Here is a 24,409-nt window from a genome sequence, read left to right as displayed (position 1 = left end):
ACCTCATATCTATTTATAACTACGTTGTGTTAATTTAACATTTTCAAAAACAAGTTCTTCCTTATGTAAAACCTCCGGTTGGTTATCACCAGTGTATTCCCAGGCAGCAACATAAGCGAAGTTTTCGTCATCCCTTAAAGCTTCTCCTTCCGGTGTTTGGCTTTCCTCTCTGAAGTGACCACCACAAGATTCTGCCCTGTTATAGGCATCATCAACCATTAGCTCCCCAAGTTCTAAGAAATCTGCCACTCTGCCTGCCTTTTCTAAAGATTGGTTAACTTCTTCGTTCTCACCAAGAACAATAACGTTTTTCCAGAAGTCAGCTCTCAGTTCAGCAATTAATTTCTTAGCTTTTTGTAAACCTTCTGCTGTACGGGCCATACCACAATATTCCCACATGATGTGCCCTAAATCACGGTGATATTCGTCAACAGTTTTAGTTCCTTTAAGAGATAAAAGTTTATTCGTTAAATCGATGACGTCTTGTTTAGCTTTTGCAAAAGCCGGATGAGATTCATCAACCTTCGCAGGGCCAATTTTAGCTAAATAATCTCCAATAGTATAAGGGATTACAAAGTAACCATCGGCTAAACCTTGCATTAATGCAGAAGCACCTAAGCGGTTAGCACCATGGTCAGAGAAATTACATTCTCCTAAAGCATATAGTCCAGGAACAGTAGTCATTAAATTATAATCAACCCAAAGCCCACCCATTGTATAGTGAACAGCAGGATAGATTCTCATTGGTTGTTCATACGGATTTTCGTCTGTAATCTGTAAATACATATCGAATAAGTTTCCGTATTTTTCTTCCACTGTTTCCTTTCCTAAACGTTTGATAGCGTCTGCGAAGTCTAAGTAAACAGCTAAGCCTGTTTTACCTACCCCGCGTTTGTCATCACACATTTGTTTCGCATTTCTGGAAGCAACGTCACGAGGAACAAGGTTACCAAAAGAAGGATATTTCCTTTCTAAGAAGTAATCTCTATCGTCTTCTTTGATATCTTTAGCTTTTAATTCTCCTTTTCTAACTTTTTCTGCCAACTCTCTTGTTTTAGGAACCCAAACTCTACCATCATTTCTTAAAGACTCAGACATTAAAGTCAATTTAGATTGATGATCTCCTGTTACCGGAATACAAGTAGGGTGAATTTGCGTATAACAAGGGTTTGCAAAGAAGGCGCCTTGTTTGTGTGCTCTCCATGCTGCGGTTACGTTAGAACCCATTGCATTGGTAGAAAGGTAGAATACGTTTCCGTAACCGCCAGTACAAAGTAATACAGCGTGTCCGGCATGTGTTTCAATTGCTCCAGTTACAAGGTTCCTGGTAACAATACCTTTGGCTTCTCCGTCAATTTTTACTACGTCAAGCATCTCTGTACGCGTGTACATTTGTACTTTTCCAGCTTTTATTTGACGGTTTAATGCAGAATATGCACCTAAAAGAAGTTGTTGCCCAGTTTGCCCTTTAGCATAAAAGGTTCTGGAAACCTGTGCTCCACCAAAAGAACGGTTGTCTAACAAACCTCCATATTCGCGGGCGAAAGGAACACCTTGTGCAACACATTGGTCGATAATGTTTGCAGATACTTCAGCTAAACGGTAAACGTTTGCCTCCCTTGCTCTGTAGTCACCTCCTTTAATAGTATCATAAAATAAGCGGTAAGTCGAGTCACCATCGTTTTGGTAATTTTTAGCAGCATTTATACCACCTTGTGCTGCAATAGAGTGTGCTCTCCTCGCGCTATCCTGAAAGCAAAACGCTTTCACATTATATCCCAATTCTCCCAAAGATGCAGCAGCAGATGCCCCTGCAAGACCAGTACCTACAACAATAATAGTATATTTTCTTTTGTTGGCAGGATTTACAAGTTTAAGGTCGAATTTATGTTTATTCCATTTTTCCGCTAATGGGCCTGATGGAATGTTAGCATCTAACTTCATTTGTTTATATTTTTAATAAGCTCTTATATATGGCTTATGAACGAATCCTGTTATTTAAATAAAAAGAAATAGATTGGCATAAGTGCAAACCCAATAGGAATAGCAATTGAAAAAATCCAAATACCTAAGAAGTTAACCAAAGGTTTGTATTTGCTATTATCCCAGCCTAATGTTTGAAATGCACTTTGGAATCCATGTAATAAGTGGAATGCCAATGCCGCCATTGCTAAAACATAGAATAATGAATAAATAGGGTTAGAAAAAGCAAAAGCTACTTCTTTATATAAATCTTTAGATTTAACTACCTCTATCCCATTATCTACATACGTTACATACTGCTTGCCGTATTCCGCTTCTGTAATTTCTCTGGCCTGGGTCTCCCCGGTAGATAAATTAGTTGAGTACTCTACATATGGAGTTGCACCCCAGTGGTATTTGTACCAAAAATTGCTCATGTGAATAACAACAAAAAGGAAAATAATGGTTCCTAATATGCCCATATTTCTTGAAGACCAGATACTTCCGTTAGCTCCTTTTACTGCGTAAGATACAGGACGGGCTGCCTTATTTTTAGAAGTAATAATAATAGCCCAAACAGTATGCACTATAATGGAAATATAGAGCAAGTAAGAAATCACCTTAATAGGTGTAAAGTGGGTCATGAAATAAGCATATTTATTAAACGCGTATCCTCCGTCATTAGCAAATAATTGTAAGTTACCAATTAAATGTACGACAAGAAAAGCGCATAAAAATAAGCCTGTTAAACACATAATCAGCTTTCTCCCTAGTGTGGAAGAAAACGTTTTTGAAAAATTGCTCATTTGTTTGTATTTAAGATACTTTTACTGCTTAAAAATTTAATTTCAAATGACAAAACTAGGCAAATGCTTCGGGCTATGTAAAAGACTATTTCTAATTTAGAAACGTTCTAAGAAGCTTCCTTTTTAACATCTAAAGCATATTCTCTGAACTATAGGATTATAGCTAGAACAACAACACAAGAACCTTGTTTGAAAATTCCATTTTTTTTGTAAAAGATGCTGATTATTAGAAAAACTGCATTATATTTTTATAATTTTGAGTGAATAAGAAAGAATCCTATTATGAAAGAAATATCAGTAAGCGAATTAAAGCAATGGCAAGACGAGGGAAAAGAATTTCAGTTAATTGATGTTCGCGAGCCTTTCGAGTATGAAATGTCTAATTTAGGTGGCCAGAATATTCCTTTGGCAAATGTACTTCTTGAAAAAGATAAAATATCAAAAGATATTCCGGTAGTAATGCAATGCCGTAGTGGAGCCAGAAGTGCAGCTGCCTTAAACCAGTTAGAACAAAATGGTTATACCAATGTGTACAACTTAAAAGGCGGAATATTAGCTTGGGCCGCTGAAATTGATCCGGAATTAAGCGTATATTAACAGGCTATGGGTAAAAAAGTAGCTTTTAATGTTATTCTAAATCTCTTAATTATCTTTTCTGTAATAGTTGGAGTAAAAGCATATCAGTTGGGAAATTATTTTGTTCCTATTCTATGTGCGGCCTCTTTCTCTATGTGTTTGTATTATAAGCTTAAGCTTATGAAGGACGTTAGAAAAGAAATGAAGGAAAAGGCAGATTCGAATCTCAAAAACAAGAATAACACTTCGCAAAAGAAGTAAGAAAAATAAAGTAATCTTTTGACGAGATTACTTTATTTGTTTATAAACGTAATTTTCACGCTCTTTTAGTGTTATTGGTTTATGAATCCTTATCAGAATAATCGTCGCTGGAAATATTTTTTACTGTCATTCGCAATCGTGATAGCTGTTTCGTCTTTGGCTTACACCGACTTTCTGGTAAATAACATTGCAAAGTCAGAAAGGACCAGGGCGGAGCTTTGGGCAAAAAGCTTGAAGACAATGTTCGAGACCGATAATGATGAAATGATGAATTTTCTTTTTGTCATTCGCGACAGTTTGCCTGTTCCTGCAATTGTTACAAATGAGAAAGATTCCATTATAACCTATCAAGGGCTGGATACTGCCAAAACCTATTTCAAGATAGAGGGACATAAAAAATATGATCCGGCATATTTCAATAAAGAGTTGCGAAAAATGAAATCGCAGCACAAACCAATCCCTTTAGAATTTTACGGTCAAAAAAATCTGGTTTATTATAAGGACAGTAACCTGCTGACCCAATTACGTGTATTTCCCTATATTCAGTTATCGCTTATTGCTGTTTTCTTGTTGTTGGCCTATGTCGTATTTAATTCTTCCAGAAAATCCGAACAAGACCAGGTATGGGTAGGGATGGCGAAAGAGACGGCTCATCAATTGGGAACGCCTGTTTCTTCCTTAATGGCATGGTTGGAGTTATTAAAAGATAAACTGCCTGATACCGAGCAACATCTGGTTGAACAAATGGAAAATGATATTCAGCGGCTGGAAGTAGTTGCCGACAGATTTTCAAAAATCGGTTCCAGACCGGTGCTTAGTAGCCATAAAGTTTATCAGGTTGTAAAAGACTTTGTAGATTATTTTAGAGTTAGAATTTCAGATAAAATTACCTTCACCATAAAGGGAGATAAAGAAATTGAAGCGTTTTTAAACGTTCCATTGTTTGATTGGGTGATTGAGAATATCCTGAAAAATGCCGTAAATGCTATAGAAGGGGGGCATGGAGATATTATAATAGAAATAAAAGGCAACCCTTCCAAAAAGCAGGTTATTATAGATATTACAGATACAGGAAAAGGGATATCAAAATATAAATTTGAAACCGTATTTCAACCCGGCTATACGACCCGTAAAAGAGGTTGGGGATTGGGTTTGTCATTAACAAAAAGAATGGTTGAAAACTATCACAAAGGATCTGTTTTCGTTAAAGAATCCGAAATAGGAAAAGGAACAACATTTAGAATAATATTAAAAAGCAATACAAAACATGTATCAACCAACGACTGATGAATATGCTCCTTACTATAAAGAGTATATAAATAATGTAATCAACAGAGACATTATAAAAACATTAAAAAATCAGTTAAATGAAATAGATGATTTTTTAGCAGAGATACCAGAAAATAAGTACGACTACGCCTATGCCGAAGGAAAATGGACAGTAAAGCAGCTTGTCGGACATTTAATAGATACCGAGCGGGTAATGGCTTATCGGGCGATGCGAATAGCCAGAAACGATAAAACTCCTTTACCGGGTTTTGATGAAAATCTCTATGCTGATAGCCTGGATCTGTCCAAACGCTCTTACACGGACCTGGTTGATGAATTTTTATTGATGAGACAAGCGAATTTGTATTTCTATAAATCGTTATCCGAGGAAGATTATTACAAGAAGGGAACAGCTTCAGATTACACAATTTCTGTAGGCGCATTGTTGTTCATTATAGCGGGCCATGTTCAGCATCATTTTAATGTTTTAAAAGAAAGATATTTAAATAAATAGCTTATGATCTGGTTTAAAGATTATACTGTTGAGGAGATCAACGAACGATCCATTTATTTAGCAAAGTTATTAGGAATAACTTATACAGAAATCGGAGAAAACTACTTAAAAGCCACTATGCCGGTTGACGAAAGGACAAAGCAACCGGCAGGAATTTTACACGGCGGAGCATCGGTTGTTTTAGCAGAAAGTATAGGCAGCATTGCCAGCAACTTGATCGTCGATTCGCAGAAATTCATGGGTGTAGGCTTAGAAATCAACGCTAATCATTTAAGACCGGTAACGTCTGGCAATGTAACCGCAATGTGTACACCAATGCATATTGGAAATAAAACACATGTCTGGGATATCAGGTTATTTAACGATCAGGGTAAAATGACATGTGTAAGCCGCTTAACGGTGGCTATTGTTCCAAAAATGGAAAATAATTAGTCAGAGACGCCTATCTTTCTTTACAGCAAATCTTAGAATGGTATTTATTGTAAAATAATTTTTAATAAAGGGCATTTGTGCTTAAATTGATTTTTCTTATACCTAGAAGAGGTTTTCCCTTCCCTCTTCTCAATTAACCGAACAAAAAGTCCGTAAAACTCCACGAAAGTCCATGAAAGTCCGCTAAACTCCGTTTATGCTTCGGATCCGGTAGCACTCTGGCCCGTACCTGCTTCGAGAAAAACTTCACTATTCTTCGACAACACTTCGAAAATTGTTCAGCTACGCTTCGATGGCTGTCGAAGCGGAATCGAACGATTGTCGAACAATTCCCGAAAGAGTCTCCTAGCTGGTATTGCCCTGTCTTATACAGAAAGAGCTTTAGGCTCGTTCTTCCCAAATAGAAGCGAGATTGACAATTGTTCGAACTGCAGCTTCCATATCCTGAACGCTTACCCATTCTTGTTTACTATGGAAGGCATGTTCTCCTGCAAAGATATTTGGGCATGGTAAGCCCATAAATGATAATCTTGAGCCGTCTGTCCCTCCTCTTATACTTTGTGGTTTAGGTGTTAGCCCTGATCTTTTTATGGCTTCTAAGGCGTATTCGCTGACTTGGGGATATTGAGCAATAACTTTTTTCATGTTTCGGTATTGTTCTTTAACTACAAATTTTGCTTTGGCTTCAGGATAATTTTGTAAGATTTTTTCTGTTACCGTCCTTATCTCATTTTCATGTTGTTCCAGTAGTTCATCTTCAAAGTCCCTAATAATAAAACTTATTGTTGCTTTTTCCACCTCGCCTTCAATTCTTGTTGGATGTACAAAGCCCAACTTTTTATCTGTTGATTCTGGAGAAAGTCTATCTTTGGGTAAAGCAGCTATAACTTCACTTGCTATCTTAATCGCATTAACCATTTTTCCCTTTGCAAATCCAGGATGTGCGCTTACACCATGTATAATTACTTCCATGCCATCGGCGGAGAAAGTTTCATCCTCAAATGAGCCAAGCGTTTCTCCATCTATCGTATAGCCAAATTTTGCATTTAACTTTTGTAAATTTACTTTATCTACACCTCGTCCAATTTCTTCATCGGGAGTAAATAATATCTTGATATCACCATGTTTTATTTCCGGTGTATTGATAAGATAATTTGTTGCATCCATAATAGCTGCAATACCAGCTTTATTATCCGCGCCTAAAAGTGTTGTTCCGCTTGCAGTAATAATGTCATTTCCAATCTGATCTTTTAAATCCGGGTGTTCTGTTAGCTTTATTACAATGGATTTGTCGTCTGGCAGTACGATATCTTGTCCCTGATAGTTTTTATGAATGATTGGTTTTACATTTTGTCCACTACAATCTGGCGAGGTATCCATATGGGAACAAAAACAAATAGCCGGAACTTCTTTGTCTGTGTTGGATGGAATGGTTGCATAAACATATCCATTTTCGTCAATTTCAACAGCGTCTGCTCCTATTTCTTTAAGCTCTTTAACCAGAATGTTCCCTAAGTTTTTTTGTTTATTCGTAGATGGTGTAGATGGCGATAAAGGGTCCGACTGGGTGTCTATTTGTACATATTTTAAAAAGCGCTGAGTTACAGTGTGTTTTATGTTCATTTTGAAGAAATTACATTTTGATAAAAGAAAATTTTGAGATAATTTTAGCCAGCTTTCTGGTAGTAAATATCTCGACTGCAAAGATGGCTATTTACTTATTAAGTTTTGTGATTTGAAAAGAACACTTACTCTCTTTGTTACGTTTGTTATCAGTTTAACGGGAGCTTTTGCTCAGTCGCAGTTTTATAATATCGCTATTGGTGTAAATGCCGGAATGACAACAGCATTTACAGGAATGAATTATGACAAAGGATTGGAAGCGTTTAAAGGCAATAAAAAAGATCTGATGATCAATAAAGCCCCGTCTTTCGGCGTTTCTTTAGATTATTATTTCACGCCGTTTTTGAATGCAGGTATAGAGTATAATATCAATCAGTTGAAAGATGGCCCGGATAAGCACAACAGACAGTTTACATCAAATTTTAGTACGATAGAGCTAAGAGCAGGGGCGGCTTTGGGGCAATTTGTAGATTACACCTACAATGATATCCTGTATCTTTTGCGTGGCCTCAATATGAGTCTAGGATATGGAGTCTTATCAGGAACAAATAGTGTAGAAGATTATAATCCGTCGCTAGGTGTTAATCCTGCTGGTTACAGACAACATGCGGGGGATATAGGAAAATCTAAATTCAATAATGTAAGTATGTTCCCTATTACCATAGGTTATAATCATGTAATCTATAATCAGTATGACGAACAGAAAATCTTATTAGGAGTTAATTTTAAAACGGTATTTACTACATCAGACGATATTGATGGGTTTAATGATGATCCAAAAATATTCAACAATAAAGCAAAAGACCTTTATAACGTTTTTGGAATCTCTATTAAATATATGTTTGGTCCAAGATCTCTTTATTACTAAGTAATGAACATCGAAGAACTAAGAGATTATTGCCTAACTTTTAAAGCCGTAACAGAGGAACTCCCCTTCGGCCCGGATACGCTGGTCTTTAAAGTCCATGGCAAGGTATTTCTTTTGATAGGTCTTAATAATCCTGACAGTTTCAACGTGAAATGTGACCCTGAAGAAGCTGTTAGACTAAGGGAGGAATATTCTGAAGTTGTTCCCGGTTACCATATGAACAAAAAACATTGGAATACCGTCTCCCTGAACGGTAGACTTAATAATCAACAGCTCGAAAAAATGATTGAAAACTCCTACTGGCTCGTGGTAGGTAGTTTGCCTAAAAAAGTAAGAGAGAGTTTAGCTTAACTATAAGCGATTATTATCAATATTTATTAAACCCTTCTTCAGCGTGAAAATTACATAATCACGGTTTCGATGTAATCTGGTGGCCAAATGACCTATTAATTGGTCTTCTTTGCCGGGTTCAAAAACTAGATCCTCATCTGTAAGATGATTATATTTTCTTTTAAGCTTAGTGCTTAATTTTTCCCAATCTTTTATGTCTATTGTAATTTCGGCCATATAATTGTGATAACTTGATATACAAAAATAAAACAATACTGTTAAATAAGAAGCGTTAATAGTTTTTATCAGCAATCTATGTTAAAATTATGAAAAACCTGAAAAGAAGTATTTTTTTTATGCTTGTGATAATTGGATTGTCACACATTAGTGCATACGCACAGTTTAACGTCGGAATAAAGGGGGGGCTTAATTATTCTACAATTAAAGCAAAAGATCGCGAGATTGATAAGTCTGGTATTTTGGGCTATAATCTTGGGGTCTGGACCAGGGTAGGAAATTCTTTTTACGTACAACCCGAAATTTATTTGGGTTCTAAGGGAGCTGAATTGAAATTTCAGGAAAACGGATCATCTGTAGAGCAGACCGGAAAAGTGAAATTCACCACATTAGATGTGCCCGTTTTATTGGGAACTAAATTCGGTTTAACTAATTTCAACTTGAGATTAATGGCCGGACCTTCTTTCCAGTTTAATCTGGATACTGACGAAAGTGCCTTTAAGCAGGCTACAGATATAAATTTTTATAAATACCGCAATTTTGTGACTAATCTGCAGGCCGGAGCCGGAGTTGATGTAGGAAATTTATCGGTTGATTTAAGATACGAAGCTGGATTACAGGATATCAATAAAAATGATGGACAGAAGCAAAATCTGATTCATCTAAGTTTGGGCTGGAAAATACTTTAAATGAGAAACAAGAATTCGTTGTAAAGTAAAAAAACCAGGCTGTATCGGCCTGGTTTTTTATCTCCTTAATTAGGGAGGCATATTTTCCCCATACATATATTTGGAACTGTTTTAGTTTTAAAATCGGCGCTTTCTCCGGAGAGTGTTTCATTGGCCAGTAAAGCAAAGAGTACAGCTTCTTTTGCGTCAGCACTTATTCCAAACTCTTCTATGTCTTTAAAATTCGCCAAAGGGAGGTGATATTTTAGTCTTTCCATTATCAATGGATTGTGTATTCCTCCTCCACTTACAATCAAATCAAAATCTGGTTCCTTGTCTTCTAAAGCTTTGGAAATAGTAATCGCAGTAAATTCACATAGCGTAGCTAAAACGTCATACGAGGATATTTTAGTGTTTGTTTTTGCTATGCAATTGTCCAGATATTCGAGGTTGAATAATTCGGGGCCTGTACTTTTGGGCACTGCGGTAGAAAAGAAAGTATCATCAAGTAGGAAAGATAATAAGGCGTTATTTATGGAGCCTCTTTTTGCATAGGCCGCATCTTTGTCAAAATATAACCCAAACTCACGCTGCATGTACTGGTCAATTAAAGTATTCCCCGGACCTAAATCAGTAGAATACATTTCGCTGTTTTTGGGAAGGTATGTGATATTGGATATTCCGCCGATGTTTAAGAGAACAGTGTTTTTGTTGTTTTTGCCAAATAACAGAAAATCTCCATAAACGGCCAAAGGAGCCCCTTCTGCTCCGGCAGCAATGTTTTTCTGCCTAAAATCGCTCACTGTTATGATTCCGGTTTTAACAGCTATATGATCCCCATCCCCTATTTGAAGAGTGCTGTTGGGATAATTTGGGTTTCGATGTCTGGTAAACGGAGAGTGGAAAATTGTTTGTCCATGACTGGCAATGGCATCAATCAATTCATTTTGGATATTCCATTTCTTTAGCGTCGTATTTATGAGTTCGGCGTGAACCAATCCGATCTTCTCGTTAAGAAGGCAAAGTAATTCAAGGTCAACATTTTGTTTAGAAAAGATTTTCTTGATGTCTTCTTTAAAGTCCGCCTGATAAGGAACGGTTTCGTAATGGATTAAATTTACCTGAGTTTGCAGCCCCTTACCCGAAAATTTGCATAAAGCGATATCTAACCCATCCAAAGATGTTCCGGACATTAAACCTATTATCAGCCTTTCCTGTTTCTGAGCTATTTGATAAAGCTTTTGAATATTGTTCATCCTTAATAACTCATTTCTACGATTTTACGCGCATCGGAAGGTTTTAGAGATCTATGTTCTCCAATACCGGTCAAGCCTCGTTTTGTAAAGGAATCTTCTATAAATTTTCCCGAGTCTTTATAATCGTCTGTATATTCTGAAAGTCTGGTTTTAATATCAAGAGAATTGAAAAAGTCCTCGGTTTTTTCGATAGCCTGCTTGGCTTTTTCTATCACCGAGCCGTTTTGAATTCCCCAAATGCGTTCTGCATATTGCGCAAGTTTTTCTTTTTTCGTTTCTATGTTATACTCATAGTGTCTGGGAGCGATAATAGCTAAAGTTCTGGCGTGGTCTATTCCGTACAAAGCAGTAAGTTCGTGCCCCATTGCATGGACGGCCCAGTCTCCGGGAACACCTTTTTGGATCAGTCCGTTGAGAGCCATCGTACAGCACCACATAAATTCTGAAGCGATATCGTAATCTGAAGGATCGGAAATAATCTTTGGTGCAATTTCAACTAAAGTTTGCATAATACTCTCGGCGAATCTGTCTTGCAGTAGAGCACCAATTGGATAAGTCATGTATTGTTCCAAAACATGAGTGAAAGCATCTGTAATCCCGTTTGCTATTTGCCTTTGTGGAATAGATTTTACTACTTCCGGATCTAAGATAGAGAATACTGGGAAAAGTCCGGGCCCACCCATTCCCAATTTTTGTCTAGTCTCCTTTCTGCTAATTACAGAGCTGGAGTTCATCTCAGACCCTGTTGCTGGCAAAGTAAGTACAGTGCCAAATGGCAGCCCTTTAGTTGTTCGTATTGATTTCGCGAGGATATCCCATGGATCTTCTCCTTCGAAAAGAGCTGCGGAGGACAAAAATTTCACACCATCAATAACTGATCCGCCGCCCACAGCAAGGATGAAAGAAATGTTTTCTTTCTTGATGATTTCCAGAGCCTGTAATAAAATACTGTATTCAGGATTGGCAGGAATCCCGCCAAATTCGATGATATCAAAGCCAGATAGAGCTGTTTTTACCTGATCGTAGATGCCGTTTTTCTTAATACTGCCTCCGCCGTAGACCATTAATACTTTGGAATTCTCGGGGATCTCGGAGGAAAGTTTTTTGATTTCTCCCTTTCCAAATATAATTTTTGTTGGGTTTTTAAACTCGAAATTTAACATAGTGAGGAATGTCTGGTATAGATCAAAGTTATTACAAAAGCGAGACCAATACAATAAGGTTTTGTTGCTAAATGGTTACTTTTGTGTCATATGATAGAAATCGTTCTAAAGAAATCTAAGGAGAAAGCAGCGCTTCAAAGACATCCGTGGGTGTTTTCCGGAGCTTTGGATAAAGTTAAAGGTAAACCAGAAAACGGAGAAATAGTAAAGGTTTTTAGTTATGACAACGAGTTTTTGGCTTATGGATATTATAATGATCAATCCAGAGTTGCTATCAGGCTTTTAGAATGGAGCGAAAATGAGACTATAGATAAAAATTGGTGGTTCTCGAAAATTAAAAGTGCCATCGAAAACAGGAAATCTCTTTTAAATGAACATACCAATACTTGCAGATTGATTTTTAGTGAAGCGGATTATTTGCCAGGTTTAATTGTTGACTGTTATGCAGACTATTTAGCTGTTCAAATATTAACAGCTGGAATTGAGAAGCAAAAGGATTTGATTATCGGTGTTTTACAGGAGATCACAAAAGCCAAGGGGATTGTTGATAAGAGCGATAATACTTCCAGAGCTCACGACGGTTTGGAACCAACTAATGGATTATTATTGGCAGGAGAATTACCCCCACAGTTTCTAGAGGTAAAAGAGAATGGTGTGAAATATCATATTAATATTGTAGAAGGACAGAAATCGGGTTTTTATTGTGATCAACGAGATAATAGACGAATATTGGCCTCTTACGTAAAAGGAAAAACGGTACTGGATTCTTTTTGTTATAGCGGAGGCTTCTCGTTAAATAGTTTGTTGAACGGAGCTGAGAAAGTTGTTTCTGTGGATAGTTCTGCTTTAGCAATTGAAACCTTGGAAAAAAATATTGTAATTAACGGATTTGAAGGGATATCTCATATAGCAATTCAGTCTGATGTTAATAAGCAACTGCGGGTATTTAAGGAAAACGGAGATAAATTTGATGTAGTTATTTTAGATCCTCCGAAATATGCACCATCTAGATCCGCTTTAGACCGGGCTGCAAGGGCTTATAAAGACTTGAATAGATTAGGCATGCAGATTCTGGAGAGAGGAGGATTACTGGCAACTTTTAGTTGTTCGGGAGCGATGGATATAGAAACTTTTAAACAGGTAATTGCCTGGGCTGCATTAGATGCAGGGAAAGAAGTTCAGATCATATATCAGTTTTGTCAACCCGAAGATCACCCTGTAAGAATCTCCTTTCCTGAAGGGGAATATCTAAAAGGATTATTGTGTAGAGTTTATTAACAATTTTTCATTGCTTCAAACAAATTATCGTATTTAAAGTTATAATTGAGGGCCTTGACTACTTTTGAAGAGTCGACGGTTTTCCACTGTCCTTTTTTCTCTACAAATATCGGAGTTTTTCCACAGTATTGTTCAGTAGCTTTCCTGTAAAATTCGGATCTGTTGGGATGGTGCGGAGTACAAATATTAAAAGTTTCATTCCATATTTTCTTTTCGATAATCAGGGATATGATATTAATACAGTCGTCTAAGTGAATCAAATTCACTGGATTAAGGCCATTTGGAATGGCTTCTGTTTTACCTGCAAAAAATTTACCCGGGTGTCTGTTAGGGCCTATTAGTCCGGCCAATCTTAAAATGGTAACCTTAAAGTGAGACGGGAGAGACCGGAGAATTTCTTCAATTTTAAAATTTGCATTGTTCTTATCCACATTGTCGCTTTCGTTTACATTTTTGTTACCATCAGTGTAAACAGATGTAGATGAGATAAATATGATTTTTCTTATTGGGCTTTCTATTATAGAATTTTTTAAATTATTGAAGTTCTCAATGAGGTTTGTTTTACTTGAAATCGGAATGTTAATAATTAAAATGTCTGTGTTTAGAAACTCATTCAAATTACTTCGAGGACTTGCAATATTAATGTTAAAGGCTTCTATTTTGTTGTCTTTCAGTAGATTAATTTTCTCTTCCGATGTTGTCGATCCTTTGATTTTATAGTTTGAATTTAATTTTGTCGCTAAAGGCAGGCCCAGCCAACCACATCCTAATATACTTATCATTGTTTTGTTTGTTTCTTCATTTTATCTTTGGCATTCAGTTTGATTAAATATCCAATAATAAAATTTAAAATTAGATTATGAAAACTTTGAGATTAAGAATATCGGCATTGAGTTTGGCATTTGCAATAGGTGCAACTGCAATCTTCTCATCTTGTGAATCTGTGAAAAACATGAGCAATACCGCTAAAGGTGCAGGTATAGGTACAGCTGCTGGTGCCGGTATTGGAGCATTAATAGGTAGCAAGGCTGGAAATACAGCTGTAGGTGCTATTATCGGTGGCGCTTTAGGAGGTACAGCCGGTGCTTTAATCGGTAAAAAAATGGATAAGCAAGCCAAGGAAATTGAGGCTGCAATTCCAGGAGCTGAAGTGATTCCTGCAGGCGAAGGGATTATTGTGAAGTTTGATTCAGGTCTTTTATTCGACTTTAATAAAGCTACATTATCAGCTACAGCTAAACAAAATATTGACAATTTGGCTGCTTCGCTAAATAAATACCCTGATACAGATATTTTAGTTGTTGGTCACACTGACGCTATCGGTACAGATGCCGTAAACAATAAATTGTCTTTAGAAAGAGCTAATTCTGTAGTATCTTATGCTATTTCAAAAGGGGTTTCTAGTGGTCGCTTAAAATCAAGCGGTAAAGGGAAAACAGAGCCGATTGCTTCTAACGACACTGATGCAGGCAGAGCACAAAACAGACGTGTAGAAATTGTTATTGTAGCAAACGAGGCAATGAAAGCACAAGCAAAGGCACAAGCAAATTAAGATTAAATACAACATTGAGATAAAAGCATCCTAAATTCAGGATGCTTTTTTTGTTTTTATAAATTAACATCCTTTTAACAAGATATTAGATGTAATTTTAGGTAATTTACACTCAAAAAAATCATTTTATGAGGAAGCTCTTACCCATATTGTTTTTGTTAATAGCTAACCACTCTTTCTCCCAGCATAAGACGGATGTTTTGGTATTTGGTGCTTCGGCTAGCGGAGCGTCGGCGGCAATTCAGGCCGCAAGAAGTGGCGTTAAGGTTATTTTACTAAATGAAGGTGCTACAGTTGTTGGAAATGCCTTGCCTAAAATGGATGTTCCTGCATTTGAATTAGGCTTTTGGAAGGAGTGGCAAGATAGCTGTAAAAAGGATTCAGTAATTAAGGATCCCAGGGCAATTTTAGAGCAGAAGTTTCTGAAAAAAGTAAAGGGTCTTCAATACCTTAGTTCAATCAAGGTCCTTAAAGTTAGAGAAAACGGAAAGAGTTGGTCGGTTGAGATAGAAAGAAATGGAAAAAAGGAAGAAATAAAATGTAAAGCCCTCGTCGATGCGGGATTTGGTGATGAAGCAATTTTAAAACGCTTTAATTTGGTTTCTTTTGTGGGAGAAAAAATAAAATCTATTATCAATTATTCGGAAAGTCAGAAACAGCAACCGTATAACGAGTATACTAAGTTTTACAGAACAAGTATTGCTGCGGGTTACGGTGTATCTAAGGATTCGACCTATTATTTTCCTTTAGGTTCTTTTGTTTCAAAAGATAAACCAAGTATAATGGTCGCTAATATTTCTGCCAATATGAAAGGTTTAGAGCATCTGCAAAACATTGCGTTATGGACCAATATAGGGCAATCTGTTGGTGCGCTGGCAGCTTACGGACCGTTTTTTAATACAACGAGCGATAAAGCCAATGTAAGAATGATACAAGGGGAAGTGTTTACTTATAAAAGCTTTATTTACCCGGTTGTAGATATTCCAGAAAATGACTTCGCTTTTTTTCCGGTGCAGCGAATTATTGGTTCGCAAATATTAAGGCATGATTTTGTTACCGGGAAATTTAATCCAGAAGGACTTGTTAATAAGAATGATATTAAAGACATTTTATCCGAGCTGCACCCAAGATCACGTATTTGGTTTATAGAAAATCCAAGTGTTTCTGATTTGACATTGAAAGAAACAATATCTTTAATAAGCTTTATCGGGGGAAAAGAATCTTATTCTATCGAAGATGAGCTAAAACGAAGCTGGAAGGATAAGTTTAAACTAAATTCTGATTATTCTTTGGATAAGTTTATTACAAAAAAGGAGTATGCAATTTTGATGGATTTATATCTCGCTCCTTTTTCAGTAAGAGTTAACATGGAAGGATTGTTTATAAAGTAGGTTTATTTATTTTTGATATTTATAGTTTTTGTCTATCTGTGTATTGGTAATTGTGATGCTCAAATGATTGAAAAAACACGCTTTTAGCCTTATATTTGTGCCACATTAAAAGAATTAAAACTTATAAGAATATGATCAGTGTAGGACAAAAATTTCCTGAATTTTCAAAATTAGCCGTAGTTAGCCTGGAAAAAGGCAAAGAGTTCGAAACAATCACTTCAGATTATTTAACAAATGAGGATGATGTGTGGACTACTATTTTCTGGTGGCCGAAAGATTTCACTTTCGTATGTCCAACGGAAATTGCTGAGTTCAACAAAAATTTTGGTGAGTTTTCTGACCGTAACACTCGTTTAATTGGTGCTTCTACAGATTCAGAATTCGTTCACCTGGCATGGAGAAATAACCATGATGATTTAAGAGGTTTAAAATTCCCTATGTTAGCAGATACTTCTAAATCTTTAGCTGAAGACTTGGGTATTTTAACAAATGATGATCAAAAAGTAGCTTACAGGGCAACTTTTATCATAGATCCTCAAGGTATTATTCGTTGGGTAAGCGTTAATGATTTAAGCGTAGGCCGTAATGTTAAAGAGGTATTACGTGTATTAGACGGATTACAAACAGATGAGTTGTGTCCTTGTAACTGGGAAAAAGGTCAAGAAACCTTAACCGTTTAAGCATATCAAAAGAATTTCCCTTTGCTTAATCCGCAAAGGGTTTTTTTATAATTTTACTTTTTTATAACTATTTGATTATCAATAAAATGTCACAAATAAAAGATACAGTAAAAGATATTTTAGATTTGTTTGGATTAACTGAAATTACCAATGAAGCGTTGAGTCTTCTTAATCAAACAGATTTTAAATATTTAAGAGATTTAAAATTAAATTTCAATAGTACATTAACTTCCGAACATTTATCGGAAAAAGAATGTGGGTTAATTGGTTTAAGCGTTGCTGCAAATAACCAAAATGCCATATTAATAAAGTATTACACAAAATATTCATTAGAAAGCGGAGCGACTGAGGAAGAGATTTCGGAAGCAGTTTCTTGTGCCTCTTTGTTAGCTTCAAACAATGTGTTTTACCGTTTTCGCCATTTTACTCAAAAAGAGAGATATGGACAGATACCGGCCCGTATCAGAATGCAATTAATGATGAAGCCAATTACAGGTAAAGAGTTTTTTGAATTGTTGAGTTTGGCTATTTCAGCGGTTAATGGCTGCGAATTATGTGTGAACGCGCATGAAGATTCTTTAATTAAATTAGGTAGCAGCGAAGAAAGGATTTTCGATGCTGTTAGAATAGCATCTATCGTAACTGCAACAGGGAAAGTAATTTACTAATTACTACCTGTGAACGATTGTTTAAAAGATTAAATTGTGGAAAACTTTATTATTGATATCAAACTGTATTTGATCAATTTAAAATGTTTTTCGTTAAATTAGTCTTGGGTTAATCATTTTATTAGGCTGTTTAAGTTCGCGGTCTAGTAGTCATAGGTTTTAATTGTTAACGAAAAAGGCCAGCTAAACATTTATTTAGTTGGCCTTTTTCGTTAACTTTTTATTAGCAAAGGGTCGTTAACGACCCTTTTGATATAGTTCTTATACTATTTTGTACTATTTTGATTTGAAACCAACACGAGATTTTGGCTGTTTGAATTGAGGAGTACTCTTCGGATTTATCTGTGGATTTCCAACACTGCTCATTGCACATCTGAAACCAATCTCTGCACTAGACTCGCCCTGATCGAGAAATCTTCTTGTACCGGGATTTAACCAGTACGCTCTGTCATTCCATGAGCCACCTTTATAAACTTTTGATCTATCGCTTACAAGTGTGATTTTTCCATAAAGATCTAAGTTTTCTTTATCTAAATATCCTCTTTGGTCTGAGCTGAACGAAGGAGATGCTGTTGTCATTTTAGGATCTTTTGCATCAGGAGTAGAAGGGCTTTCTTCCGTTACATTTCCATATTTTTCTTTATGCAGATCATAAGCGTCTTTTCGTCCACTTGTTGCAGCAGTCTTTTTTGGAATATTTGTTTTTCCAATGGTTACAATTTTTCCATTGTTGTCATATTCATTGTTTAAGAATTCGTTACCACGGAATGGGCTAAAGTCTTCAACTTTATCAAAAGAATGCTGTCTGTAGGTATCGTAAACCCACTCGCTAACGTTTCCTGCCATATTAAATAAACCGAAGTCGTTTGGAACATAAGCTCTTACAGGGGCAGTTATATCTGCGCCGTCATTTAAATATCCTGCAACCCCCATGTTGTCTCCCTTGCCTTGTTTAAAGTTGGCATAAACCATACCTCTTGTGTCTTTTTTAGGAGAACGAACGCCTAAGCCATGCCAAGGGTAAATTTTGTTATTAGCAATTACATTGTTATCAGGAGATACGATTAGAGCAAGAGCCGCATATTCCCATTCAGCTTCGGTAGGCAATCTGTATCGACCTGGAGTAAAAACACCGTCTTCAATTTTAGCACCACGGCCTTTAGGAGCATTTTTTCCTCCCCCAGCATTTGCGTTTGCTGCCGCGGCGGGATTATTAACCTTGATTGGTTTTTTTCCTAAATCATCATATTGTCCGTTAAGGTATAAATCCAGATCAAACGGTTGAGTGTTTACAGTATTGTTTGCTGCTCCACCTTTTGCTCCTCCGCTTTTTGTTGTTGCATAAGCTTTCCAATCGTTCATAATACCTTTTGAACGCAAGATATTCTCATTTACAACATTGGTTCTCCAATCGCAGTAAGCTACAGCTTGCTCCCAGGTTACACCAACTACAGGGTAATCCTGATATGCAGGATGTCTTAAATAGTTAGTTACATACGGTTCGTTATAAGCTAAAGGGCTTCTCCAAACCAATGTATCAGGGAGAGCTTCGTAATACCATCTCGGATCTTCCGCTACTTCTCTAATCCAATTCAGGTATTCCAACCAATCCACATTTGCAACTTCGGTTTCATCCATATAAAACGTTGGAACTGTAACTCTCTTCTTAGGAGAGGTATGATCAAATCCGATATCATCTATTGTTGAACCTCCCATTACAAAAGTACCCCCTTCAATGTGCACTAATCCAGGGCCAGGTGTAGGTTTAGTTTTTGGCATAACTTGCAGTGAACCAGGTCTCTTGTCATTGTATAAAGCTCCGGTTTTTCCAGATACTTTGGATCCCGAAGAGGACTTTTTATTACATGACGTGGCCACGCAGGAAACGGTAATACATGCTATAAAATAAGCAATGATATTTTTCTTCATTTCTATTTTCCAATTTGAAAGCCTAAAATTAATAAATTATATCAATTGGACATTAATTTTAAACTTTAATCTTTACATTCTCAAATCTCTTTTAAGATAGGTTTAGATTACGAAAATTCAGGTAATTAGGTTACAAAATATTGGAAAATAGAAGAGGAATTTATATTTTATTGAAGCCTAAACCCTTATTTAGAAATTCCTGTGGCTTGAATAAGGGATTGTTTTTTGTGTTTAAACATAAAAACGGAGAGAAAGTTTTAAAAAAGGAATAAAAAAATTATAGCTTTATAGCATGATGAAAAAGAAAGTTTACGCTCTGTTCGCAATAACCACTCTTTGTTTTTATAATGCATATTCACAATCCTCGGGTGATGTGAGCTCTGATGGGAGATCTGGCAATATTATTTCAACAGGAGTGCCTTTTTTGTTAGTTGCTCCTGATGCAAAAGCCGGAGCAATGGGAGAAGTTGGCGTAGCGACCGCCCCGGATGGAAACTCGATTCACTGGAATCCCTCTAAACTTGCTTTTTTAAAAGATTCTTATGGCGTTTCTGTAAGTTATAGCCCCTGGATGCAAAAATTTGTGCCCGATATTAATATTGCTTATTTAAGTGGGTATTATAGATTGGATGAAAGGAATGTTTTAGGAGGATCATTGAGATATTTTTCTTATGGAGATATACAAATGACTGATGATGCCGGAAACCCACAAGGAACATATAATCCTAACGAACTTTCTGTTGATGCATCATTAGCGAGAAGTTTTGGGCAGAATTTTTCATTAGGAACAGCAGTACGCTTTATTTATTCGAACTTAACCAGCGGTATGGTTAACTCTGCAAACCAAAATAAAGCAGGTGTAGCTTTGGCAGCCGATGTGTCCGGTTATTATAAAAGTGATAGAAAATCATTTTTAGATAATGAGGCGACTTATACTTTTGGTGTAAATATTTCTAATATTGGAACAAAGATTTCTTATACAGACGCTGGGCCAAAATATTTTTTACCAACCAATCTGAGACTTGGTGGAGGTATTACTTATCATATTGATGACGATAATGATTTTATGTTAACTGTTGATGCTAATAAATTATTAGTTCCTTCAGATCCTAACAGTACTAAATCTGTTCCTGCTGGAATTTTTAGTTCTTTTGGCGATGCTCCGGGAGGTTTTTCAGAAGAGATGAAAGAGATTAATTTTGGTTTCGGGGCGGAGTATCTTTTTAATAAGCAGTTTGCTTTAAGAGCTGGTTATTTTTATGAAAATCCTAATAAAGGAAACCGTAACTACCTAACTTTAGGTGCGGGTTTCAAGTATAATATCGTAAATATAGATATGGCTTACATAGCTGCAAACACCCAAAAATCTCCTTTAGCCCAAACTTTAAGATTTTCCCTGTCTCTTAACTTTGCTGAGGTTGCCGAGGCTGTTAAAAAATAGGAATGTAAATATAAAAGAGGAGCTGATATTCGTCAGCTCCTCTTATTTTTTATCTAATAGTAATGAATAGAATTTTACTTACTTTATTTACTTTCCTTTTTATTTGCTCGGTTTCAAGGGCACAAAGTGCTGATGATAGTTTATATGTTGGTTTAAAAAACGGAAGAATCATCAAAGCGAAAACGCTTGAACTAAAATCTCCTTTGTTAGCGGAGTCTTATCTACTGGTTAATGAAACAGAAAAGTATAAGACGAATACCGTTAAATTTTATAGAGACTTAGAGGGATATTTTATTAATGCCTCGGTGGATAATAGTAATGAACGTTTTTATAAAAGGGAATTTAAAGGAAAGATAAGCCTATATTCGAAAACATATTCATCTTATAATCAGTCCGGATTGGGAATGGGAGGATTTGGAGGGAATACCGGAGGGATGATGTATGTAGGTGGAGTAACAACTACCAATAAAGTCGAGTTTATACAAAAGGGAGACAGAGGAGGGTTAGAAAAATTAAACTATAATAATCTTTACGCCGCAGCGAATAATAATGTGGAATGTGTTGAACTGTTAAGAAAGATTAAGAACCTGAGAACTTTTAGCACTATTTCCTATAGCGCAGGCGGGGCATTAATTCTTTCAGGCATCATCCACACGGTAAACTTGAACGAAAATTCGGGCCCACCACCTTATCCGGATAAAAAAATAAGGTTTTCGCCATTACTATTTGCGGGATTAGGAGCTATAGTTGTTCCTTCTTTTACTATAGGTTCTAAAAAGAAGAAAATGCTGAAGGTAATAAGTATTTATAATCAATAAAATGAAGATTAAAGTTGGTTTTGGATTTGACGTACATCAATTAAAAGATGATCATCCGTTTATTGTTGGGGGTGTTAAATTAGAACACCATCGGGGAGCTTTCGGACATTCCGATGCAGATGTATTGGCTCATGCTATTTGTGATGCACTTTTAGGCGCTGCAAACTTAGGAGATATAGGTCATCATTTTAAAAATACGGATGAAAGGTGGAGGGGAATCAGTAGTCTTATTCTTCTAACAAAGTGTGTGGAGTTAATTGGAGAAAAGGGATTTAAGGTTGGGAATGTAGACGCTATGCTTTGTTTGGAAGCGCCGAAAATAAAGCCTTATATAGAAGAAATGAAAGTGAATATCGCAAAAGCAATGAGATGCGATGTAGAGGATATTTCTATAAAAGCGACAACCGGAGAAACAATGGGGTTCGTTGGACGGGAAGAAGGAGTTGTAGCTTATGCAACTTGTTTAATACAAAAAGACTAAAATAAAAAGTCCGGTTTTCATCAGAATCCGGACTTTTTTATATTCAACGTTGTTATTTCTTGTCGGTGGGGATGTGAGAAAAGTCAGCACTGCATTTGCCGCAATTGCTTGCACACCCTTTTTTTGCAAAAATAGATCTGTATACCAACCTCGAGACATAGAATACAGCCAGTGCAAAAATAGCGAAGACCAAAATAGTTTGCGTATCCATAATAAGTTCAAAATTAGGTCTTTGTTTATAATGTTATGTCATAAAAATTTAAAAAGGCAAATATTATTTTTCCAAATTTCTTCGTATCTTTGCGCAAAATTTTTTAAGCAGTTCTTGCATGCAAAACATTAGAAATATAGCGATTATCGCTCACGTTGACCACGGTAAAACCACAACGGTTGACAAAATCTTACACACTTGCGAAACATTCAGAGACAATCAGGAAACAGGAGAATTAATTCTAGATAATAACGACTTAGAGCGTGAAAGAGGGATTACAATCGTTTCTAAAAACGTTTCTGTTAGATACAAAGATGTAAAAATCAATATCATCGATACTCCGGGCCACGCGGATTTTGGTGGAGAAGTAGAACGTGTATTGAAAATGGCAGACGGTGTTTTATTGCTTTGTGACGCTTTTGAAGGTGCCATGCCTCAAACTCGTTTCGTGACGCAAAAAGCTTTGGCCTTAGGTTTGAAGCCTATTGTTGTTGTAAATAAAGTTGATAAGGAAAACTGTCGCCCTGAAGAGGTTTACGAACAAATATTCGATCTATTCTTCAACTTAGGTGCAACGGAAGAACAATTGGAATTTCCAGTTATTTACGGTTCTTCTAAAAATGGATGGATGAGTACAGACTGGCAAAAACCAACTGATAACTTCTTCCCGTTGTTAGACACAATTTTAGAACATATTCAACCGGCTCCATTTAAAGAGGGAACATTGCAAATGCAAATTACTTCTTTAGATTATTCTTCTTTCGTTGGCCGTATTGCGATTGGTAGAGTTGCAAGAGGTACAATAAAAGAAAACCAACCGGTTTCTTTGGTTAAAAGAGATGGATCTGTTGTAAAATCAAGAGTTAAAGAGCTTTATACTTTCGAAGGTTTAGGTAAAATTAAAGTTTCTGAAGTAAAAGCAGGAGATATTTGTGCGGTTGTTGGAATTGATGGATTTGATATCGGTGACACAATTGCAGATTTTGAAAATCCAGAGCAATTGGAAGTTATTTCTATTGATGAACCAACAATGAACATGTTGTTCACCATTAACAACTCTCCTTTCTTTGGAAAGGAAGGTAAATTCGTTACTTCTCAGAAATTGAGAGAGCGTCTTTATAAGGAGTTGGAGAAAAACCTGGCATTAAGAGTTGTTGAAACTGATCAGCCGGATGCTTATTTGGTTTACGGAAGAGGTATTCTGCATTTGTCTGTATTGATTGAAACAATGCGTCGCGAAGGTTATGAGCTTCAGGTTGGACAACCACAGGTAATCGTTAAAGAAATTGATGGCAGGAAATGTGAGCCTATAGAAGTTTTAACGGTGGATGTTCCAGGAGATGTTTCTGGTAAAGTTATTGAGTTGGTAACTCAACGTAAAGGGGAGTTATTGGTAATGGAACCAAAAGGAGATTTACAGCATTTGGAATTCGAAATTCCTTCTCGTGGTATTATCGGCTTACGTAATAATGTCTTGACAGCGACAGGCGGAGAGGCAATTATGGCTCACCGTTTTAAAGATTATGAGCCTTGGAAAGGATCAATCCCAGGACGTTCTGCCGGTGTATTGATCTCTATGGATAAAGGCCAAACGACAGCTTATTCGATTGATAAATTACAGGACAGAGGCCGTTTCTTTGTAGAGCCGGGAGTTGATGTTTATGAAGGGCAAATAGTTGGTGAGCATATCCGCGATAATGATTTAGTTGTAAACCTTGTAAAAGGAAAGCAATTAACTAATATGAGGGCTTCTGGTTCTGATGATAACGTTAGAATAGCCCCGGCTATTAAATTTTCTTTGGAAGAATGTATGGAATATATCCAGGCAGATGAGTATATCGAGGTAACTCCACAAAATATTCGTTTAAGAAAAATATATCTTACGGAGAACGAGCGTAAAATCAACGCTAAGAGATTCGTGACAGAATAATTATTTATGTAACGATATCGTTTATGAAGAGTCGGGGAATATTCTCCGACTCTTTTTATTTTTGT

At 36.5% G+C, this 24,409-nt stretch carries 25 protein-coding genes; 17 read left to right on the top strand and 8 right to left on the bottom strand.

Features of this window, described 5'->3' with window-relative positions; all coding sequences use genetic code 11:
- Positions 1 to 9: 9 nt before the first annotated feature.
- Together PEDSA_RS14740 and PEDSA_RS14735 are read right to left on the bottom strand one after the other, a co-directional pair.
- A complete protein-coding gene (locus tag PEDSA_RS14740) occupies positions 10 to 1,944 on the bottom strand; it encodes a fumarate reductase/succinate dehydrogenase flavoprotein subunit (protein WP_013633954.1) in 1,935 nt (644 codons plus the stop codon).
- Positions 1,945 to 1,994: 50 nt separating this feature from the next.
- Positions 1,995 to 2,768 (bottom strand): succinate dehydrogenase cytochrome b subunit, encoded by a 774-nt coding sequence (locus tag PEDSA_RS14735; protein WP_013633953.1) that lies wholly within the window; start codon positions 2,766 to 2,768, stop codon positions 1,995 to 1,997.
- A 282-nt stretch (positions 2,769 to 3,050) separates the two neighbouring features.
- Between PEDSA_RS14735 and PEDSA_RS14730 the strand changes: the two genes are divergently transcribed.
- The 5 genes from PEDSA_RS14730 to PEDSA_RS14710 all read left to right on the top strand — a co-directional run bounded on the left by PEDSA_RS14730 (position 3,051) and on the right by PEDSA_RS14710 (position 5,820).
- Positions 3,051 to 3,365 carry a rhodanese-like domain-containing protein gene (locus PEDSA_RS14730; RefSeq protein ID WP_013633952.1) on the top strand — a complete coding sequence of 105 codons (315 nt, stop codon included), beginning with the start codon at positions 3,051 to 3,053 and terminating at the stop codon, positions 3,363 to 3,365.
- Positions 3,366 to 3,371: 6 nt separating this feature from the next.
- Positions 3,372 to 3,605 (top strand): DUF6358 family protein, encoded by a 234-nt coding sequence (locus tag PEDSA_RS14725; protein ID WP_013633951.1) that lies wholly within the window; start codon positions 3,372 to 3,374, stop codon positions 3,603 to 3,605.
- 81 nt (positions 3,606 to 3,686) lie between these two features.
- Complete coding sequence (locus tag PEDSA_RS14720; RefSeq protein WP_013633950.1) at positions 3,687 to 4,892, top strand: sensor histidine kinase; 1,206 nt, start codon at positions 3,687 to 3,689, stop codon at positions 4,890 to 4,892.
- Positions 4,873 to 5,388: a DinB family protein gene (locus tag PEDSA_RS14715; RefSeq protein ID WP_013633949.1), complete on the top strand. Its 516-nt coding sequence runs from the start codon at positions 4,873 to 4,875 to the stop codon at positions 5,386 to 5,388. Before PEDSA_RS14720 ends, PEDSA_RS14715 begins: the two co-directional genes overlap by 20 nt.
- Positions 5,389 to 5,391: 3 nt before the next feature.
- A complete protein-coding gene (locus tag PEDSA_RS14710; RefSeq protein ID WP_013633948.1) occupies positions 5,392 to 5,820 on the top strand; it encodes a hotdog fold thioesterase in 429 nt (142 codons plus the stop codon).
- 381 nt (positions 5,821 to 6,201) lie between these two features.
- On the opposite strand, the gene pepT is transcribed toward PEDSA_RS14710, so the two are convergent.
- The gene (gene pepT / locus PEDSA_RS14705) at positions 6,202 to 7,443 is read right to left on the bottom strand and encodes a peptidase T (protein WP_013633947.1); all 1,242 of its coding nucleotides are present in this window, start codon (positions 7,441 to 7,443) and stop codon (positions 6,202 to 6,204) included.
- Between the two features lie 112 nt (positions 7,444 to 7,555).
- Between pepT and PEDSA_RS14700 the strand changes: the two genes are divergently transcribed.
- The 3 genes from PEDSA_RS14700 to PEDSA_RS14685 all read left to right on the top strand — a co-directional run bounded on the left by PEDSA_RS14700 (position 7,556) and on the right by PEDSA_RS14685 (position 9,567).
- Positions 7,556 to 8,311, top strand: a complete 756-nt coding sequence (locus PEDSA_RS14700; protein ID WP_013633946.1) for a hypothetical protein — start codon at positions 7,556 to 7,558, stop codon at positions 8,309 to 8,311.
- Positions 8,312 to 8,314: 3 nt separating this feature from the next.
- The gene (locus PEDSA_RS14695) at positions 8,315 to 8,662 is read left to right on the top strand and encodes an MmcQ/YjbR family DNA-binding protein (protein WP_013633945.1); all 348 of its coding nucleotides are present in this window, start codon (positions 8,315 to 8,317) and stop codon (positions 8,660 to 8,662) included.
- A 305-nt stretch (positions 8,663 to 8,967) separates the two neighbouring features.
- Positions 8,968 to 9,567 (top strand): porin family protein, encoded by a 600-nt coding sequence (locus tag PEDSA_RS14685; RefSeq protein ID WP_013633943.1) that lies wholly within the window; start codon positions 8,968 to 8,970, stop codon positions 9,565 to 9,567.
- Positions 9,568 to 9,632: 65 nt separating this feature from the next.
- Here the strand turns inward: PEDSA_RS14685 and PEDSA_RS14680 are convergent, their stop codons facing one another.
- Complete coding sequence (locus PEDSA_RS14680) at positions 9,633 to 10,802, bottom strand: anhydro-N-acetylmuramic acid kinase (protein ID WP_013633942.1); 1,170 nt, start codon at positions 10,800 to 10,802, stop codon at positions 9,633 to 9,635.
- Positions 10,803 to 10,804: 2 nt separating this feature from the next.
- Positions 10,805 to 11,965, bottom strand: a complete 1,161-nt coding sequence (locus PEDSA_RS14675; RefSeq protein WP_013633941.1) for an iron-containing alcohol dehydrogenase — start codon at positions 11,963 to 11,965, stop codon at positions 10,805 to 10,807.
- A gap of 90 nt (positions 11,966 to 12,055) precedes the next feature.
- On the opposite strand from PEDSA_RS14675, the gene PEDSA_RS14670 reads away from it, so the two are divergent.
- Entirely contained in the window at positions 12,056 to 13,243 is a 1,188-nt protein-coding gene (locus tag PEDSA_RS14670) for a class I SAM-dependent rRNA methyltransferase (RefSeq protein WP_013633940.1), read from the top strand.
- Here the strand turns inward: PEDSA_RS14670 and PEDSA_RS14665 are convergent.
- Positions 13,240 to 14,025, bottom strand: a complete 786-nt coding sequence (locus PEDSA_RS14665; protein WP_013633939.1) for an NAD-dependent epimerase/dehydratase family protein — start codon at positions 14,023 to 14,025, stop codon at positions 13,240 to 13,242. The genes PEDSA_RS14670 and PEDSA_RS14665 overlap by 4 nt on opposite strands.
- A gap of 77 nt (positions 14,026 to 14,102) precedes the next feature.
- Between PEDSA_RS14665 and PEDSA_RS14660 the strand changes: the two genes are divergently transcribed.
- From PEDSA_RS14660 to PEDSA_RS14645, 4 genes are all read left to right on the top strand, one after another.
- A complete protein-coding gene (locus PEDSA_RS14660) occupies positions 14,103 to 14,795 on the top strand; it encodes an OmpA family protein (protein WP_013633938.1) in 693 nt (230 codons plus the stop codon).
- A gap of 128 nt (positions 14,796 to 14,923) precedes the next feature.
- On the top strand, positions 14,924 to 16,186 hold the full coding sequence (locus tag PEDSA_RS14655; RefSeq protein ID WP_013633937.1) for an FAD-dependent oxidoreductase: 1,263 nt from the start codon (positions 14,924 to 14,926) through the stop codon (positions 16,184 to 16,186).
- A 131-nt stretch (positions 16,187 to 16,317) separates the two neighbouring features.
- On the top strand, positions 16,318 to 16,866 hold the full coding sequence (locus PEDSA_RS14650; protein ID WP_013633936.1) for a peroxiredoxin: 549 nt from the start codon (positions 16,318 to 16,320) through the stop codon (positions 16,864 to 16,866).
- A gap of 86 nt (positions 16,867 to 16,952) precedes the next feature.
- Complete coding sequence (locus tag PEDSA_RS14645) at positions 16,953 to 17,534, top strand: carboxymuconolactone decarboxylase family protein (protein WP_013633935.1); 582 nt, start codon at positions 16,953 to 16,955, stop codon at positions 17,532 to 17,534.
- Positions 17,535 to 17,810: 276 nt separating this feature from the next.
- On the opposite strand, the gene PEDSA_RS14640 is transcribed toward PEDSA_RS14645, so the two are convergent.
- Entirely contained in the window at positions 17,811 to 19,463 is a 1,653-nt protein-coding gene (locus tag PEDSA_RS14640) for an SUMF1/EgtB/PvdO family nonheme iron enzyme (protein WP_013633934.1), read from the bottom strand.
- Positions 19,464 to 19,755: 292 nt separating this feature from the next.
- On the opposite strand from PEDSA_RS14640, the gene porV reads away from it, so the two are divergent.
- The 3 genes from porV to ispF all read left to right on the top strand — a co-directional run bounded on the left by porV (position 19,756) and on the right by ispF (position 22,203).
- Positions 19,756 to 20,904, top strand: a complete 1,149-nt coding sequence (gene porV / locus PEDSA_RS14635) for a type IX secretion system outer membrane channel protein PorV (protein WP_013633933.1) — start codon at positions 19,756 to 19,758, stop codon at positions 20,902 to 20,904.
- A 62-nt stretch (positions 20,905 to 20,966) separates the two neighbouring features.
- A complete protein-coding gene (locus tag PEDSA_RS14630; RefSeq protein ID WP_013633932.1) occupies positions 20,967 to 21,722 on the top strand; it encodes a hypothetical protein in 756 nt (251 codons plus the stop codon).
- Position 21,723: 1 nt separating this feature from the next.
- A complete protein-coding gene (gene ispF / locus PEDSA_RS14625; RefSeq protein WP_013633931.1) occupies positions 21,724 to 22,203 on the top strand; it encodes a 2-C-methyl-D-erythritol 2,4-cyclodiphosphate synthase in 480 nt (159 codons plus the stop codon).
- Positions 22,204 to 22,255: 52 nt separating this feature from the next.
- Here the strand turns inward: ispF and PEDSA_RS19995 are convergent, their stop codons facing one another.
- The gene (locus tag PEDSA_RS19995) at positions 22,256 to 22,414 is read right to left on the bottom strand and encodes a FeoB-associated Cys-rich membrane protein (protein ID WP_083811762.1); all 159 of its coding nucleotides are present in this window, start codon (positions 22,412 to 22,414) and stop codon (positions 22,256 to 22,258) included.
- A 118-nt stretch (positions 22,415 to 22,532) separates the two neighbouring features.
- Here PEDSA_RS19995 and typA point away from each other — a divergent pair, with 118 nt between their 5' ends.
- Positions 22,533 to 24,344: a translational GTPase TypA gene (typA, locus tag PEDSA_RS14620; RefSeq protein ID WP_013633930.1), complete on the top strand. Its 1,812-nt coding sequence runs from the start codon at positions 22,533 to 22,535 to the stop codon at positions 24,342 to 24,344.
- Positions 24,345 to 24,409 lie beyond the last annotated feature (65 nt).

Origin of the sequence: Pseudopedobacter saltans DSM 12145, assembly GCF_000190735.1 — a bacterium.
Taxonomy (GTDB): domain Bacteria; phylum Bacteroidota; class Bacteroidia; order Sphingobacteriales; family Sphingobacteriaceae; genus Pseudopedobacter; species Pseudopedobacter saltans.
This window is presented reverse-complemented; position numbering and strand designations above follow the sequence as displayed.

What these genes read in the sequence shown, in the direction of transcription:
- PEDSA_RS14740 (WP_013633954.1), bottom strand. Translation starts at nt 1,944, where the DNA reads ATGAAGTTAGATGCTAACATTCCATCAGGCCCATTAGCGGAAAAATGG.
- PEDSA_RS14735 (WP_013633953.1), bottom strand. Translation starts at nt 2,768, where the DNA reads ATGAGCAATTTTTCAAAAACGTTTTCTTCCACACTAGGGAGAAAGCTG.
- PEDSA_RS14730 (WP_013633952.1), top strand. Translation starts at nt 3,051, where the DNA reads ATGAAAGAAATATCAGTAAGCGAATTAAAGCAATGGCAAGACGAGGGA.
- PEDSA_RS14725 (WP_013633951.1), top strand. Translation starts at nt 3,372, where the DNA reads ATGGGTAAAAAAGTAGCTTTTAATGTTATTCTAAATCTCTTAATTATC.
- PEDSA_RS14720 (WP_013633950.1), top strand. Translation starts at nt 3,687, where the DNA reads ATGAATCCTTATCAGAATAATCGTCGCTGGAAATATTTTTTACTGTCA.
- PEDSA_RS14715 (WP_013633949.1), top strand. Translation starts at nt 4,873, where the DNA reads ATGTATCAACCAACGACTGATGAATATGCTCCTTACTATAAAGAGTAT.
- PEDSA_RS14710 (WP_013633948.1), top strand. Translation starts at nt 5,392, where the DNA reads ATGATCTGGTTTAAAGATTATACTGTTGAGGAGATCAACGAACGATCC.
- pepT (WP_013633947.1), bottom strand. Translation starts at nt 7,443, where the DNA reads ATGAACATAAAACACACTGTAACTCAGCGCTTTTTAAAATATGTACAA.
- PEDSA_RS14695 (WP_013633945.1), top strand. Translation starts at nt 8,315, where the DNA reads ATGAACATCGAAGAACTAAGAGATTATTGCCTAACTTTTAAAGCCGTA.
- PEDSA_RS14685 (WP_013633943.1), top strand. Translation starts at nt 8,968, where the DNA reads ATGAAAAACCTGAAAAGAAGTATTTTTTTTATGCTTGTGATAATTGGA.
- PEDSA_RS14680 (WP_013633942.1), bottom strand. Translation starts at nt 10,802, where the DNA reads ATGAACAATATTCAAAAGCTTTATCAAATAGCTCAGAAACAGGAAAGG.
- PEDSA_RS14675 (WP_013633941.1), bottom strand. Translation starts at nt 11,965, where the DNA reads ATGTTAAATTTCGAGTTTAAAAACCCAACAAAAATTATATTTGGAAAG.
- PEDSA_RS14670 (WP_013633940.1), top strand. Translation starts at nt 12,056, where the DNA reads ATGATAGAAATCGTTCTAAAGAAATCTAAGGAGAAAGCAGCGCTTCAA.
- PEDSA_RS14665 (WP_013633939.1), bottom strand. Translation starts at nt 14,025, where the DNA reads ATGATAAGTATATTAGGATGTGGTTGGCTGGGCCTGCCTTTAGCGACA.
- PEDSA_RS14660 (WP_013633938.1), top strand. Translation starts at nt 14,103, where the DNA reads ATGAAAACTTTGAGATTAAGAATATCGGCATTGAGTTTGGCATTTGCA.
- PEDSA_RS14655 (WP_013633937.1), top strand. Translation starts at nt 14,924, where the DNA reads ATGAGGAAGCTCTTACCCATATTGTTTTTGTTAATAGCTAACCACTCT.
- PEDSA_RS14650 (WP_013633936.1), top strand. Translation starts at nt 16,318, where the DNA reads ATGATCAGTGTAGGACAAAAATTTCCTGAATTTTCAAAATTAGCCGTA.
- PEDSA_RS14645 (WP_013633935.1), top strand. Translation starts at nt 16,953, where the DNA reads ATGTCACAAATAAAAGATACAGTAAAAGATATTTTAGATTTGTTTGGA.
- PEDSA_RS14640 (WP_013633934.1), bottom strand. Translation starts at nt 19,463, where the DNA reads ATGAAGAAAAATATCATTGCTTATTTTATAGCATGTATTACCGTTTCC.
- porV (WP_013633933.1), top strand. Translation starts at nt 19,756, where the DNA reads ATGATGAAAAAGAAAGTTTACGCTCTGTTCGCAATAACCACTCTTTGT.
- PEDSA_RS14630 (WP_013633932.1), top strand. Translation starts at nt 20,967, where the DNA reads ATGAATAGAATTTTACTTACTTTATTTACTTTCCTTTTTATTTGCTCG.
- ispF (WP_013633931.1), top strand. Translation starts at nt 21,724, where the DNA reads ATGAAGATTAAAGTTGGTTTTGGATTTGACGTACATCAATTAAAAGAT.
- PEDSA_RS19995 (WP_083811762.1), bottom strand. Translation starts at nt 22,414, where the DNA reads ATGGATACGCAAACTATTTTGGTCTTCGCTATTTTTGCACTGGCTGTA.
- typA (WP_013633930.1), top strand. Translation starts at nt 22,533, where the DNA reads ATGCAAAACATTAGAAATATAGCGATTATCGCTCACGTTGACCACGGT.